General features: G+C 62.4%; 12 protein-coding genes, 1 tRNA gene and 1 pseudogene. 10 read left to right on the forward strand and 4 right to left on the reverse strand.

The window, feature by feature from the left end; genetic code table 11:
- Positions 1-2 precede the first annotated feature (2 nt).
- Together pstA and pstB are read left to right on the forward strand one after the other, a co-directional pair.
- Positions 3-887 carry a phosphate ABC transporter permease PstA gene (gene pstA / locus FB468_RS08500; RefSeq protein ID WP_141886957.1) on the forward strand — a complete coding sequence of 295 codons (885 nt, stop codon included), beginning with the start codon at positions 3-5 and terminating at the stop codon, positions 885-887.
- A 29-nt stretch (positions 888-916) separates the two neighbouring features.
- Positions 917-1,696 (forward strand): phosphate ABC transporter ATP-binding protein PstB, encoded by a 780-nt coding sequence (pstB, locus tag FB468_RS08505; protein ID WP_141886958.1) that lies wholly within the window; start codon positions 917-919, stop codon positions 1,694-1,696.
- A 401-nt stretch (positions 1,697-2,097) separates the two neighbouring features.
- On the opposite strand, the gene FB468_RS08510 is transcribed toward pstB, so the two are convergent.
- Positions 2,098-2,727, reverse strand: coding sequence for a hypothetical protein (locus FB468_RS08510; protein ID WP_141886959.1), 630 nt, complete (start codon positions 2,725-2,727; stop codon positions 2,098-2,100).
- A 13-nt stretch (positions 2,728-2,740) separates the two neighbouring features.
- On the reverse strand, positions 2,741-3,292 hold the full coding sequence (locus FB468_RS08515) for a DUF308 domain-containing protein (RefSeq protein ID WP_170219674.1): 552 nt from the start codon (positions 3,290-3,292) through the stop codon (positions 2,741-2,743).
- 199 nt (positions 3,293-3,491) lie between these two features.
- Between FB468_RS08515 and FB468_RS08520 the strand changes: the two genes are divergently transcribed.
- Positions 3,492-3,755: a GlsB/YeaQ/YmgE family stress response membrane protein gene (locus FB468_RS08520; RefSeq protein ID WP_141886961.1), complete on the forward strand. Its 264-nt coding sequence runs from the start codon at positions 3,492-3,494 to the stop codon at positions 3,753-3,755.
- Positions 3,756-3,821: 66 nt separating this feature from the next.
- Here the strand turns inward: FB468_RS08520 and FB468_RS08525 are convergent.
- Positions 3,822-3,893, reverse strand: a tRNA-Lys gene (locus FB468_RS08525).
- 6 nt (positions 3,894-3,899) lie between these two features.
- Positions 3,900-4,325: pseudogene (locus FB468_RS17660) on the reverse strand (helix-turn-helix domain-containing protein); the annotation flags it as partial.
- A 590-nt stretch (positions 4,326-4,915) separates the two neighbouring features.
- Between FB468_RS17660 and FB468_RS08535 the strand changes: the two are divergent.
- The 7 genes from FB468_RS08535 to FB468_RS08565 all read left to right on the forward strand — a co-directional run bounded on the left by FB468_RS08535 (position 4,916) and on the right by FB468_RS08565 (position 14,664).
- Positions 4,916-5,926, forward strand: a complete 1,011-nt coding sequence (locus tag FB468_RS08535; RefSeq protein ID WP_170219675.1) for a helix-turn-helix domain-containing protein — start codon at positions 4,916-4,918, stop codon at positions 5,924-5,926.
- 337 nt (positions 5,927-6,263) lie between these two features.
- Positions 6,264-7,256, forward strand: a complete 993-nt coding sequence (locus FB468_RS08540) for a ParB N-terminal domain-containing protein (RefSeq protein WP_141886963.1) — start codon at positions 6,264-6,266, stop codon at positions 7,254-7,256.
- 1 nt (position 7,257) lies between these two features.
- A complete protein-coding gene (locus FB468_RS08545) occupies positions 7,258-8,028 on the forward strand; it encodes a hypothetical protein (protein ID WP_141886964.1) in 771 nt (256 codons plus the stop codon).
- The gene (locus FB468_RS08550) at positions 8,025-8,810 is read left to right on the forward strand and encodes a hypothetical protein (RefSeq protein ID WP_141886965.1); all 786 of its coding nucleotides are present in this window, start codon (positions 8,025-8,027) and stop codon (positions 8,808-8,810) included. The genes FB468_RS08545 and FB468_RS08550 overlap by 4 nt, the downstream gene beginning before the upstream one ends.
- 601 nt (positions 8,811-9,411) lie before the next feature.
- On the forward strand, positions 9,412-9,828 hold the full coding sequence (locus FB468_RS08555) for a hypothetical protein (protein WP_141886966.1): 417 nt from the start codon (positions 9,412-9,414) through the stop codon (positions 9,826-9,828).
- Positions 9,829-9,895: 67 nt separating this feature from the next.
- Positions 9,896-11,284, forward strand: coding sequence for a hypothetical protein (locus tag FB468_RS08560; protein WP_170219676.1), 1,389 nt, complete (start codon positions 9,896-9,898; stop codon positions 11,282-11,284).
- 182 nt (positions 11,285-11,466) lie between these two features.
- Positions 11,467-14,664 (forward strand): hypothetical protein, encoded by a 3,198-nt coding sequence (locus FB468_RS08565; RefSeq protein WP_141886968.1) that lies wholly within the window; start codon positions 11,467-11,469, stop codon positions 14,662-14,664.
- The last annotated feature ends 588 nt before the right edge of the window (positions 14,665-15,252 follow it).

Consider the following 15,252-nt stretch of genomic DNA (forward strand, 5'->3'; position numbering starts at 1 on the left):
TCATGTCTCTCTCTGCAGCATCGACAGCGGCAACCAAGCGCCGCAAGCTCACCGACCGCTTCGTCACCGTGCTCGTCATGGCGGCGTTCCTTATCGCGCTCATCCCGCTCATCTCGCTCGCGATCACCGTCGTATCAAACGGCATCGCCCGCTTCGACATCGAGTTCTTCTCTTCCTCGATGCGCAACGTCACCGGCGAGGGCGGCGGCGCCCTGCACGCGATGATCGGCACGCTCCTCATCACGCTCGCGGCAACCGTCATCTCGGTTCCGCTCGGCCTCATGACCTCGATCTACCTCGTCGAATACGGCCGCGGCCGCCTCGCGAAGACGATCACCTTCCTCGTCGACGTCATGACGGGCATCCCGTCAATCGTCGCCGGCCTGTTCGCCTACGCGGCGTTCGTGATGATCTTCGGGCCCGGCGTGCGCATGGGCATCATCGGGGCCGTGGCGCTCTCGGTGCTCATGATCCCCGTCGTGGTTCGCTCAAGCGAGGAAATGCTCAGGCTCGTGCCCGGCGAGCTGCGCGAGGCGTCATACGCGCTCGGCGTGCCGAAGTGGCGCACCATCCTGAAGGTGGTGCTTCCGACCTCGATGGCCGGCATCATGACGGGCGTGATGCTCGCGATCGCTCGCGTCATCGGCGAGACCGCGCCACTGCTCATCACGGCGGGCTTCACCGCAAGCATGAACTACAACCTTTTCAGCGACCGCATGCAGTCACTCCCCGTGTACGTCTACACGCAGTTCGCGAACCAGGGCAACCCGGCGTCGGCGTTCATCGAGCGCGCCTGGGCAGCCGCCCTCCTTCTCATCCTCATCGTTATGGCGCTCAACCTCGTTGCCCGCCTCATCGCGCGCCGGTTCTCAGCCGTCGCCCGCTGATCACAGACCACACCCATAGAAAGCAGCTCATGTCGAAGCGCATCGAAGTCCGGGACCTCAACGTCTACTACTCGAAGTTCCTTGCAGTTGAGGATGTCTCGCTCACCATCGAGCCCCGCTCGGTCACCGCGTTCATTGGCCCGTCGGGTTGCGGCAAGTCCACCTTCCTCCGCACCCTCAACCGGATGCACGAGACCATCCCCGGCGCGCGCGTCGAGGGCGAGGTGCTGCTCGACAGCGAAGACCTCTACGCGCCCGGCATCGACCCCGTGCTCGTCCGCCGCCAGGTCGGCATGGTCTTCCAGCGGCCGAACCCGTTCCCGACAATGTCGATCCGAGACAATGTGCTCGCGGGTGTGAAACTCAACAACAAGCGCATCTCGAAGGGCGACGCCGACGATCTCGTCGAGAAGAGCCTGCGTGGCGCGAACCTCTGGAACGAGGTGAAGGATCGCCTGGAGAAGCCCGGCGCAGGCCTCTCGGGCGGCCAGCAGCAGCGCCTCTGCATCGCCCGCGCGATCGCCGTCTCCCCCGAGGTGCTGCTGATGGACGAGCCCTGCTCGGCCCTCGACCCGATCTCGACCCTCGCAATCGAGGACCTCATCGCAGAGCTTAAGCAGGAGTACACGATCGTCATCGTGACCCACAACATGCAGCAGGCCTCGCGCGTCTCCGACCGCACCGCGTTCTTCAACATCGCTGGCACGGGCAAGCCCGGCAAGCTCATCGAGTACAACGACACGGCGACGATCTTCGGTTCGCCGACGGTCCAGGCTACCGAGGACTACGTTTCGGGTCGCTTCGGGTAGGAGTTTGGGGCTTTGGCTTTGGCGCCCGTCCGCGTTCTGCGGGCGGGCGCTTTTGCGTTGGCGAGGGCGCGGGTCACCAGTCCCACCGGTACCACCGGCACCACCGGCACCACCGGCACCACCGGCACCACCGGCACCACCGCCTGTAAAAGGCACAAGATATCGCCGCATTGCGCCCCTGGGGCATACAAAACGTCGATTGCATACGGTGCGCGGAAGTGCACCGCCGAAGTGCGCCGACGTGCGCCGACGTGCACCACAGGTCGAGGGATGCGGGCATAAAAAGACCAGGCCGCAGAACGCCTCTCGGCGGAAGGCCGCTCGAAGCGGCGAATTTTGGAGCCCGGGGAACTGCGGCCCGGCAACACCAATTGTAACCGGAGTTGGCCGGGAGCCAAGGGCTAGCCGAGCGTGCCGTCGCGCCAGCGCCTGGCGGCCCCGTCGAGCTCGCGAGCGATCGTCGCGTAGCGGAACGCCCGCGTCGTGAGCTCGGTTCCGTGTGCCTCGTCGTGAACATCCCGGTCATCAGCCAGTTCGGCAGCGCCCGCCGCCATGACGCGCGCGTAGGCCGCGGCACGGTCGAGCGTCGCGCCGAGATCCCCCACGAACGCGCCGCGAAGGATCCTGTCGCACAGCTCAGCAATCGATTCGGGCGTGGCGGGCTCCGCCGCCCCGACGACGATGGGGTCGATGGTTCCGATCCTGCGTGATCCGCGCGCGAAGAGATCGGCGGTTCCCTCGGGGTCAGCGATGGCGATGCGGCGCAGCAGGTAGAGTCGCCACAGCACGCCGGCGAGCGAGTGCGGGCTTTCCCGGGCCCAGAGCTCGGTGATGTCGTTGATCCCATCGCCCGCGGCAACTTCGACGACGCGCTGCACGATCTCGGGGTCTGCGACCTGGCGCACCCGGTGCAGGAGGGCCCAGGAGGTTTCTTGCGCGAGTCTGTGCGCGGCCTCTGGGTCGTCTGACCCGATGATGCCGTCGAACGCTGCTGATGGTTGAAGGACTGGGCGCTGATGTTCTCGTGTCATACGGGGAGCCAGGTTACGCGTTTCCGCGCCGAAGCGCGACCGCGGCCCAGATCAGCGATCCGCCGATGAGCGTCGTGACGAGCCCGGCCGCGAACGCCGCAAGGATCAGCGCGAGTGAGGGCCAGATGAGTGCGGCAACGCCGAGGGCGATGAGCAGCGCAGGGAGCGCAATGAAGATCCAGTGCAGCCCCTGACGCATACGGACCGCGATGGCCAACCAGACCGTCCCAACGAAGAGCATCATTGCCGCAACGAAGCCGACGAGCAGGCTCACCGTGAGTTCGGGGAAGGCAAGCGCGACAACGCCAAGCACGATGAACAGGATCGCCGCTGGTGTGCCGAGGCCGCGGGCCCTGGAACCGACGAGCGTGGCGATGCCGTTACCGATGAGGGCGGCACCGATGAGGAAGGCGAGGATCCTGCTTGCGGCGAAGAAGGGCCACACGAGCAGGCTCAGACCGAGCAGGAGCGTGATGATACCGACGGCGAGCGGGATGCCCCACGGAAAGTTCCGTGACGGCTGACGCCCCGGCTGCGATCCCTCTGGGATGAGTTCCCAAGTCATGTCGTGTCCCTTCGGCCGCGCGCCTGTAGTGAAGTCACGCGCTGCTCCCTCCACTGTAAGGGCGGGCGCCTGTGGACGGCAGTGGAGTGCGCTTTCGGCGCAATCTCGCGAGGTAAACGGCGCCTGTGAAAGTCGCACACACCCTTGACTGTCATGGCAAACGGAGAATAATTGGTCGCCCAAGCGAAAGGAGAAACTCATGGGATTCTTAGCTTTCATCGTGCTCGGGCTGATTGCCGGAGCCATCGCGAAGGCGATCATGCCGGGTGAGAGCGGCGGGGGCTGGTTCACGACGCTGATACTCGGGGTCGTCGGAGCCGTCGTCGGGGGCTGGCTCGGGTCGCTGCTCTTCAACGCGCCACTCCAGAACTTCTGGTCACTGCAGACCTGGGCGCTCGCGATCGGAGGCGCCCTCGTGGTGCTGCTCCTTTGGGGCCTGCTCACCGGACGCCGTAAGGATTAGCCCACGAAACACGGGGCCGGCCTGGTCGAGAGAGCTCTCTCGACCAGGCCGGCCCCGGTTGCGTTGTGCCCCCAGTAGGGATCGAACCTACGACCTGCGGATTAAAAGTCCGTAGCTCTGCCGCTGAGCTATAGGGGCGTCAGCTTCCAATGCTACACGCCCAACAAGCCAGTCTGTGGACACATCGAACGTGTCGGCAATCAGATTGACGTCATCGAGGCTCCATTTGGTGAGCCCATTGAGCTTTTGGCTGAACTTAGACGACGACATGCCCAGCATCAACGCGAGCTCTCGATGCTGCAGCGGACGGTTCAAGAACAGCAAGTAGTTGACGCGCTGACTAACGACCTCGGCTGAACTCATGCGTTCATCTTCTAGCTTCTCAATACCCATACCGAAACTGTACATCAAAAATTGGTTCATTTCACGAACATTCGAATCAATGGTGATTATGTAATCCGTTCGCAATTTCTTGAAACGCGTGTTACGTTGTGTCCATGACGAAAACACAAGTGGCCGAGCTGGCTGCGCTAAACGAGTCTGTGGGTCGCGCTGACCGCGATGCTGCATGGATCGCCCGGCGGCTCGGCAAGAACTATCAGTGGGTTCGCCGTCGCCTTCGCGGAATTACCCCGCTAAGTCCAGGCGATCGCGAGTTGATTGAGTCAGCACTCCGGACCAATTGACCCAGCAAAAAGTTGAGCCTCCGGAGCGGCAACTCCGGAGGCTCGGTGACATCCCAGAAAGGAATATCGAAGTGTCCTTCTACTATGACACATCCCCGCGCCCAGATAGTGAGCCTCCCAGAGAACTCTCCGGTTGCGAGGATGTTAATTCTCTCACTGAACCCCGTGAACCGCGTGGGTTTCTCATTAAGGCTTACAGCCTCATGTATGGCGCCGGCCTGGTTTGGATCGCAGCCGTGGTCGCTGCAGCGTTCACCTTCGGCTGGGTTGCGACAATCGCATTCCTTAGCCTCGCATGGGCCTCAGCCACCGCGATTGGCTCGAACCCCGAAACACCACCCCTCCCTCTCGTGGAAGCCGTTACCACTTTTGGCGCGGCTATCGCACTCACCGTGCTTGCCGTCCTGATGACCAGGGCTCTACGCCGCATGATCAACCACGGGCCGCGCCAGGTTCAGGCTTAAGGCGATCACAGTGAGTAACGAAGCAATTCACTGGGCCTGGAAACAGGGGACTGGGTCACCCGTCACGAAGCTCATCCTCCACGTCCTTGCAGACCTCGCAGACGAGAACCACTCATGCTTCCCTTCGATTGAACACATCGTGGCAAAAGTCGAAGCGAGCGAGAAGACCGTGCGCCGCAAGCTTGAAGATCTAGAGGCTGCTCGCCTGATCCGCAAGGAACGCCGATATGTCCAGTTCGGGCAGCGCCTCACTGACCGGTATTTCCTTGACGTTGAAGGTCAAATTTCAGCTGCGGCTGCATTAGCGGTCAAACTGACCGGTAATGGTGACACCGTGGAGAAACCCCAGGTCAGCGCAGTAGAGGTCAATTTGACCGGTAATGGTTCTGCTGGCCCTGCATTAGCGGTCAACTGTGACCGCTACACAAGGACCCCTCATGAGATAAGAGATAAATCTCTTATCATCGAGGATCCTGCGGATCCTGAGGTGGCGCCGCTTCAAATTCAAAATGATCTGGAGTCCAGGCCTGTGGATCTGGAGTCCGCCGAGGACCCTAGTCCTGCTCGCGAAGGCTCCGAGATTGATCGGGAACTGCGTGAGATTCATCCGTCACTCACTGTCGCGGCAGTCACTGCACGGCTCAAGGTCGCAAAGGTCGAAGACGTTGACCTGCTCAACGCGGCACGTGTGATCCTCGGACGTGCGACCCGCTCAGTCGGAGCGCCGGCCGCGTTTGTTGCTGCGGCGATCGACCGGACACCTGATGCGTGGAGGCCGCAGCTTCCAGGGTTTGAACCTGGGGACCTCGATGGGCCACGAACTTCGCAGCTTGACGAGCTTCGAGCACGCGAACGCACCGAGACGGCCTCGTGTGCTCTCGGTGAGCACGACTGGGGCGATGCGTGGCTTGCCGAGACCGACCGCGGCTACTGCGTCCGTCCCCGCTGCAACACGGCCCGCCGCACAGTCGAGCCAGCGTATGCGGAGCTCGAGGCACGCACGTTCGAGGGGAGCAACTGATGGGCAGGATCATCAAACGTGAAATCGTCGGATTCACGTGCGAACTTCGCAGCTGTGGTCAGACCGTCCGCACACACCTTGGGTATCCCGCGACCGGCACCTGGCACGACCAGCTCGAAGAACTCGAGCGCCTGATTTCGCTCGGTTGGGGAATGGTGCTCCATTCCCAGCTCCGGACGTACTGTCCGGAACATATCGAGCGAGTCTGGGACTGCACCTGCCGGACGCACCCAACCAGGGCGGGCCTCTGCACTTCCCACAACTCCGAGTCCGCCGGCCTCGTCTGGACGGCACGCGACACCCCTCAGCAGGTAGAAGAATTCAGGAAGGTCATGTCATGAACGACGGCATCATCCAAACCCCGATCCAGCAGGACTGGAAGCTCGTTCGCGTTGAGGACGTGATCGTCAAGGAGCGGCTCCGCGACTACGACGAGGACCATATCAACCGCATCCGCCGCTCCTTCCGAGAACTCGGTGGCCAGCTTCAATTGCAGCCCATCGTGCTCGATGAGCGGATGATCCTCATCGACGGCGCACACCGCCTCGAAGCCGCGTCCCGCGAGGGGTGGGAGTTCATCTCCGCGCTCATCTGGACCGGCGTCACCGAGGAAGACCGCCCCATTCTCGAAGCCGAAGCGAACATCGTCCGCAAAGACTTCAGCCCGGTCGAGCTCGAACGCATCTGGAAGGAACACTACGAGCCTGCGGCAAGAGTCAAAGCCAAGGCGAACCAAATGAACCTCCCGAATGCATCATCGGTTCTCCCTATTACCGGTAATACCGGTAATAGGGAGGGCCAGTCCTTGGTCAAGGTTGCAAAAGAGACCGTTGGCCGGGATATCGACTGGTTGAACAAGGTCACTGACGTGCGTGCACTCGCTGAATCGACCACAGCGCCGGTCGAGCTGAAGGCTGCAGCTGAGCGCGGTATCGAGAAGCTCTCGAAGCCCGGAGCGAAGGTCGACCCGGTCCACAAGGAGCTCCTGAAGCTCCAGGAAGCCTTCAACAAGAAGGGCCAGGCCCCAACGGAACGTCGCGCGGAAGCTCTGGAGAAGACTCTCGATAAGCAGGTCACCGAGTCCACCCTCCTCGCGGAGAAGTACAGCGGGGATCTCGGTAGCGATCTCGTGGAAGCAGCCGGCGTCGTCCCTGCAGGCGGTGAGAGCGTACGCGCGATCCGGATCGCGCTCACACACGCCCTCGCAGGCGCAATCACCGTGGAGTGCCGGACGTCGGAGAACCCAGCTGCAGCGCTACGTCCCATAGGCCAGGAGGTCGTAGACCTCCTCAATATGCTCACAATGAAGCAGCTCGGGCTGGAGGCATGACATGGGAACCCAGATCGACTACTTTGACGTGTGGCGACAACGCATGGCATTCACAGCCCTCGCAGACAGCCCAGACTTCCTGAACACCGCCGAGGGCGCAGCACTCATCGAGCAAATCCGACACCGCAGCGCGAACATGATCGTATGGGAAGCACGCGAAATGGACTTCGTCCTCGAACCCGACGACGTCGTCAACGGGGCAATCCTCCTCCTCACCGAACAGGACGGACGCATCTCCCGATACATCGCATCCGCCGACGGAGAGCCCTGGGGGTATTTCTACACGTGTCTCAAGGGCTGGGCGCGCCAGCAGTGGGGACACCGGGGAAGCTCCCTCGAGGCTCTCGAAGACGTCGTTCCCACGGGAGGCAAGCCGGAGGACGGTCTGACACCCCTTGAAGAGGTCGTGAGGCTCACGTTCGAGACGCTCTCGCCCCATACTCCTGAGCGGCTGCACCCGGAGCTTTTGGAGCTGTTGCGGTGGCTCGCTGCGAACCCGCCGCAGCGGCTCTCCTACGAGACCGGCGACAAGGTTGCGGCGCACCGGTTCGCGCCAGCGTTCTCAATCATGCAGGTCACGGCCGTGATGAATATCGCGTGGGGTGGCAGGCCCCGCCAGGCGGACACGAGCCTGTTTGGGCAGTACTTGCTCGATGATTTCTTCCGCCCTTCAGAATCCCCCACGCACGCTCGGGCGCTCACATATTTCAAGAAGCAGATGCGTGCGGGCGATGGCGGCTCGCGCATGCTCACAGATTGGCCAGCACGATGAAGAACAAGCCCACCCGCAATTGGCACCTCGTCCTCACGCTCGGGATCCCACTCACCATCGTCGGAGCTTCCGCAATGGCGATCTCCTACGCGACACTCATCGACGTCGCCCGCGTGAACGGGCTCCCGCTCCCGGAGCTCTTCCCTGTCCTCATCGACGTCGGAACGGTAGCGACGATGATCGCGGCCGCACAATTCAGGCTCCGCGGTATCGACGGGCGTTGGCTCGCCTACGTCGCGTTCATCGCCCTGTCCGCGGTGTCGATCGTCGCGAACGCGTCGCATGCGTGGCGTGCAGCAGACATGACGGTAACGACGCCGTGGGCGGCAGCGGTCCTCGCGGCAACACCGCCGGCGGCGCTCCTTGCGATCACGCACCTGGTGATGATGCTCATCCCGGACGAGAAAGAGCGCGCGAAGCTACAGGCTGTCCGCGAGAAGCAGGCCGAGGCTGAGGCCCCTCACCGCCAGTCGACGCAGCAGGCGGCCTCCGTTCCAGCCTCGCCGGTTGCTCCGGCGGCCGTGGTCGCTGCGGTCTCCGCACCTGCGGCCCCGTTGCGGCTCGTAGAGCAGAACAAGCCGGCCGCAGCCGATCAGGCCGAGGTACGCAACAAAGTCCTCGCCCACATCGCAGAGCACGGCGAAAAGCCCACGGGTGCGATCGTTGGCGACTGGCTGGGCAAGAGCTACAAGACCGGTCAACGCTTTCTCCAGAAACTCGAGGAATCAGGCGAGCTGAACGCGGCAGCCGCGCCCACTAGTATCTCGGGGGCCCTAGCATGACGGCTTCGCTGATTCGACTCGAGCTCCATTCGGTCCCGGCAGTAATGCTTCAGCGGCCCGAAAATGGCCTCAAGGGTCAAACCCGTGCCGCTGTCATGTCCTCGGTACTCATGAGTGTGTTAGTTGCCGTCACTTTGATTGGCCTCATTCCCGGCACGTCTCTGCCGCGGTGTTCAGGTGAGGGTACGCGAGAGCGTCCCTACGTGGTCGTTGCATCCGGGTGCACCGCCCCGGGGGAGGGTTTCTATGAAGCACGGGTGAGTATTGAGGAGGGATCAAATTGAACAGGTCTATTTGCCCCTCCGGGCACCGTCATGAGGCGAGCAGTACCTGCTTCATCACGCACCGGTGTGGTTGTCTCATGTGCCTGGTCGCGCACAAGGAGCGCACGAGCCGCCGCATCAAGCTCCAGGCGTATGGCCGGTTTGATTCTGGCCTGGTCGATGCCGTCCCTGTCCGGTATCACCTGCACATGCTGAGAGATTCCGGCCTTGGCTACGCACGGATCGCTGAACTCGCTGGAGTCGGGCAGACTGCCGTCCGGAACCTGCTCTATGGCCGGAGCGCGTCAGGCCCGAGAAATCGGGAATGGCTGAATCGTGTGAAGCGGGAAACCGCCGAGCGCATCATGGCCGTCTGGCCGGCCCCAGAGCTACTTGCCGACGCACAACTCGTTCCATCGTTGGGAACTCACCGAAGGATTCAAGCGCTTGTCGCACACGGCTGGTCGATGTCGAAGCTTGCTCAGAAGATGGGGTGGGAGGTGCAGAACGTGTCGGCAATGCTGCGCCGTAGCCAGGTGGAGGCCCGCACGATGCGCAAGGTGTCAGCCTTGTTTGACGAGCTCTGGAACGTCGCCCCTCCCAGTGCGACTCGGGCAGACCGCGGCGCGATCACCCGCGCCCGAGGCCATGCGAAGGCTCACGGATGGGCTCCAGCTCTCGCCTGGGACGACATTGACACCGACACCGAGCCAGAAGGGCTCACCGACTCAACCGACGTAAAGAGCGTCGCCTAATTCCCGAATGTCTGACCTCAGCCCTACAGTGACTTGTAGGGGGAAAATTTGTTACTGGTGTAAAGAAATGACTGACATGCATACGAACGAAGAACCCACCCAGGTGGAACTACCTGTCACCGTGGCAGAAGACGCAGCGCCTGCGAAGAACAGCCGCCGGAACATCATCATCGGAGCGAGTGCCGCAGCGGTCCTCGTGCTCGGCGGTGCTGCCGCATTCGTAATCCCGAAACTCGTCCACGATCACCGTGTCGACACGTATCACGAGCTCCAGGCCGAGACGACTGCGCTACTGGAAAAGATCAGCGAAAACACTGCACGACAGGACGCAGCGGAAGGCCTCTTCGAACTGTCAACCAGAGAAGCCGGCATGCTCGCGACAGCGCTTGCCGAAACCGGGAAGACCAGTGTACCGATCATCCTCAAGGCAGACGCCGCCGCTGTCACCGACGCGGCAACCAAGCTGCAAGAAGCCGTAACGGGCATTGAAGTGGGTGAGGAGCTCAGCGAGAACGCGATAGCGCTCGAGGAAGCCGTGAAGGAAGCGCGTGAGAGTGATGCTGAGGCTGTCAAGCAAGCCGAAGCCGAGAAGAAAGACCCGCCCGCGCCTTCTGCCCCCGCGACCTGGCACGAGACTTCCGTCGACGACGCTGCAGCGCTCGCGTTCCCCACAGACAAGACACCGACAGTCGGACTCGTAGCGGACGCCTCAGTGACCTCTGAGACTGTGACGAACGCTCAATCGTTCCTTGAAGAAGTCACGAAGAACGCCGACACGGTGAAGAAGCAGCTCGCCAAGAAGACCGCAGATCTTGACACTCTTGCTGCCAAGGTCGACGCTGCACTTTCCTCGCTCGAGGGCGCAGCCCAGCACGCGCCAGGTCAGGCGACGAAGGTGGCTGAGGCGGCGAGCAAGGCCGGCGACACGAAGAAGCTCACGGAAGCTGCAGCCGCGGCCGCGAATCCTGAGCTTTCGGGGTTCGCTCTCAAGAACGCAGTCGACGTATATATTGCCCAGGCGAAGGCTGTGCAGAAAGCGCACGCTGACAAGGAAGCCAAGGAAGCTGCCGAAGCTGCCGCCGCAGCGGCAGCAGCAGAGGGCGCTGCCGGATACACAGACCCCGGTACCGGCGCGTACGTGCCAGTAGAGCAGGGCTGGGGCGGCGGCGGCGGCTGGGCCGACCCCGGAACCACCGGTGGCGGCTGGACCGGCGGCGGAAGCACCGGTGGAGGAAGCGCAAACACTGGCGGCGGAAGCGGGTCTACCGGCGGCGGGAACACCGGTGGAGGCGGCGGCGGAAACACCGGCGGTGGAGGCGGCGGCAATGGAGGCGGATACACGCCTCCACCTCATGAGTGCCCTGCACCACCTGCCGGGTGGTGGTGGGGAGGGTCTACCGGTAACGGTTGCCCGATTTACTTGCCACCTGGAGGAGGAGATACCGAAGGCTGGTAGCAATTTTGAAAGCGGCCCCCACGACTTGTGGGGGCCACTTTTTGTGACTGCGCGGGGTTTTTCATCGAGTGATGTGGCTCAGGTAACGCGATACCTGAGGCGGGGGGCCACGTCACTCTAGAGAAAGAACAGGCAAAGCATTGCAACCACAACTAGCACTTAACCGGCGTCAGCGCCGCAGATTGGGGAAGCCCGTCGCGGTACTCCTTGCGGGTCTCGTGCTCGCGAGCAGCGTCGGAACGTTCGACGTGTTCCAGCAGCCGACCGCAGCGCACGCGATCTCCGAAGGCGCCGGCGTCAACACGATGGGCGGATTCGTCGGAGGCTTCCAGCACTCCAACGGCCAGATCGTGTTCTGCGTCGAGATGGGCATGCCCCCGCAGATGGGCATCAACCCAGCACTCGGCGCAACAGCAACGTTGCCGGCCTACACGGCGACCGAGTTCCACTCCGGCGTTGGGAACTGGACCAACATCCAGGCACCGGCGCTTTCCGGGAACGGGCTGAAGACGATGAACAAGGTCATGTCGAAGTACGGGCAGACCGCGAACGCGAACCAGGCCGCTGCGGTCCAGATCGCGATCTGGGAGATCCGTGCCGCAGGAGCGAACGCCTCGTATCAGAGCATGCTCTCCGCGATGAAGGGCGCCGTTGATCCTTCGATCGTGTCTAACGCGATGGCGATGATCAAGGAAGCCCAAGCAAGCGACGCGGCCGAGAACGCGCCAGGAGATCCCCGTATCTTCGGCACGGGCGCATATAAGGGACATGTTGTCGTTGACCCGGGAACCACTGAGCTGACGGTCACCAACGGTATCTTTGACGCGACAGGCTCAAACAAGATCACATTCCCCGGTGGAACAAAGACTGTGCAGACTGTCGCTTGGACAGGCAAGGCGCCTTATAATGACGAGGATTGGGGCCGCTACTACCGGGTCACCATCAACGGGAAGTACCAGTACCAGTCCAGCCCCGCAGAAGTGTCCTTCGGACACCCCGGAGGATACGGGCAGGGCATCGCCTCCGGTACAGCGAGCAAGCCCGTCACTGGCAACTACAAAGCTGTCTACGTCGACCCTGACACGCTCTGGTCGCCCGTCTTGACGACCGAGACCCCGTCCAAGTTCGTCAAGCGAGGAGAATCGTTCAGCGACACCATCACTTTTGGTATCGCTGATGGATCAAACCCATGGCGCCAGGCCATTCGTGCCGACGGATCCACCCAATTCGCACCGATCAAGGCTGAGGGCACTCTCTATGGCCCGTTCCTGCAGGATCCGGCTCTCAACCCGTCTGCTACGCCGCCGAAGGGTGCGCCAGTGGCGGCGACTGCATCGGTCGCTACTGATTCGAAGAAGGGCCCCGGCACCTACACCGTCGAGAAGGTCGGGAAGTCTGAGGAGGCCGGGTACTACTCCTGGGTGTGGAAGATCCAGGGTAGCGACCAACTTGCCTCAGTTGTCTCACCCAAGAGCGGCCTCGAAGGGTCGCTGCCAAAGGATTACTTCTTCACGGATGGTTTCGGTCAGGCTTCGGAGGGTCAGCTGACTCCGACTGAGCTGCGCTGGTCGACGAAGGTCGCAAAGAAGCAGGTCTCGATCGGTGGGAGGGTCACCGACGATGTGGACGTGACGTTGCAGAACGGCGGCTGGCTCCAGAACGCTGAGGGCAACCGCACTCCGTTCACACTCCGTGGCACGGTCTACCTTGCCGATAAGAAGCCCGTGCAGCAGCCTGTCGCGCCTGAAGGCGCGCAGGTACTCACCACGATGAAGCAGACCGTTGACAGCGTCGCGAAGTTCACGTCGAAGGACATTAAGGTTCCGCTGAACACGAAGGCGAAGTACGCCACCGTCCAGTGGTGCCTGGTAGACGAAGACCAGACTGACGACGCCAAGGGCAAGGCTGAAGAGTGGTGCGACGACTACGGCGTACCCTCTGAGACGTTCAAGATCGTCGGCCCCGAGGTCGAAACTCAGGCCATCGAGAAGGGCTCCGTCGCGGGCACCATCCACGACGTCGCAACTGTCACCGGTGGACTCCCCGAGAACGCGAAGACCGAGATCGAGTTCGAACTGTTCCTGAAGCCAGAAGCAGGCCAGCCCAAGTACGACAAGAACTGGAAGCCGATCCTTGACGAGAACGGCGAGACCGACTTGTGGACTGAGGACGAGGTCGCAGACCCCGCCGCCGTGTGCGAGGCGCAGCCCGTCGCAAAGACCGACCGCGTCGAGGTCACCAAGCTTGGCGAGGTGAAGTCCCCTGACGTGTTCACGCACTCTGCTGGCACGAGCTACTGGGTTGAGTCGACGATCATCACTCCGAAGGATCCGAAGGACGGCGGAGAGTTCGAGTACTCGCGTGGCCGCTGCGGGATCCCGAACGAGACCACTGTGATCGAGGGCCCCGAGGTCGAGACACAGGCCATCGAGAAGGGCGAAGTCGCGGGCACCATCCACGACGTCGCTGAGGTCACCGGGACGCTCCCGAACGCGTCCAAGACTGAGATCGAGTTCGAACTGTTCCTGAAGCCCGAGGCCGGCCAGCCCAAGTACGACGAGAACTGGGAAGCGATCGTCGACGAGAACGGTGAGGTCGTCCTGTGGACTGAGGACGAGGTCGCAGACCCCGCCGCCGTGTGCGAGGCGCAGCCCGTCGCAAAGACCGACCGCGTCGAGGTCACCGAGCTCGGCGAGGTGAAGTCCCCTGACGTGTTCACGCACTCTGCTGGCACGAGCTACTGGGTTGAGTCGACGATCATCACTCCGAACGACCCGAAGAACGGTGAAGAGTTCGAGTACTCGCGCGGCCGATGCGGCATCCCGAACGAGACCACATTGATCGAGGAGCCCAAGGTCCGTACCGAGGGCAAGACCGTCACCGTCGGCGACGAGATCTGGGACACCGCGTTCACGAGCGAACACGGCGACCTTTCGGAGCTCAAGGATGTCGAGTACAAGATCACGTTCAAGGCGTACACGCGTGAGGACGGAAAAGACATGGTCTGCTCCCCGGAGAACGAGATCAAGGACTTCGAAGACAAGACCGGTGTCCTCGTTTCCGAGCCTGGCAAGTACGAGTCGAGCAAGGTGAAGACGACCGAGAAGCACATCGGTCTCGGCGGCTACCAGGAGACCCTGATCCGAGTCGAGAAGGGCACCGAGATCGAGGTAGCTGTCGGCAAGTGCGGCGAACCGTCAGAGAACCTCGAGGTACGCAAGAAGCCCGTGGTCCCGGGCCCGCTCGCGTCGACCGGCGGTAACGTCGCTCTCCTCGCCGGCCTCGGCGGCGGTGTGCTCCTGCTGGGCGCAGCTGCAGTACTCGCGGCAAAGCGGCGCGGCCGCGCTGCAGGCGCAGAGGAGGTGATCGCTACGAACTAACCTCGAACTCTCCCAAGTATCCCTCCTCCATTGAGGGATGTGGTGCCTTAGCCGCTAATGGTAGGTTCCAGTGGTCATTGCGCCTCCTGATCACGTCAGGTGTTGAAATGACCACTGGAACGTGCCCATCACAGAAGCCCGGATATGGGCACTTTGAGTGCAGGGCGGGAATCCTCTACCTCCGCATTCACGCTGGGGAAGCTCGATGAGTTTCGCAGCGTACGAAGACCAGCTTGCAGCTCGCCACGGCGTTACTCGGTGGGCTGGCTAAGCAGTGCCGACCACCAGCTACACAACCGACTGTACTCAGTAGATCCAGCGCATCACGGACGAGGGGGCTGCTGGCGCAACAGGGGCGCACTGCGGGCTACAAGCACAGGCTCCTTCGAGGAGGAATCTCTACACGTAAGTATTGAACGTGACTGAGGTTGCCGCCTTGTGCCACCCGGTACAAGTCTTCGTCTGGGCTTGCGTGACTATGCCGGTACCGTACGTCCATGCAGACCTCAAACCACATTTTGTGCCATAAGTTGCCGATACCTGCATCTGACCGCATGCCGCAAATGAGGAGTAGGTGCTGACTTCAGA

Source organism: Leucobacter komagatae (assembly GCF_006716085.1).
Classification (GTDB): domain Bacteria; phylum Actinomycetota; class Actinomycetes; order Actinomycetales; family Microbacteriaceae; genus Leucobacter; species Leucobacter komagatae.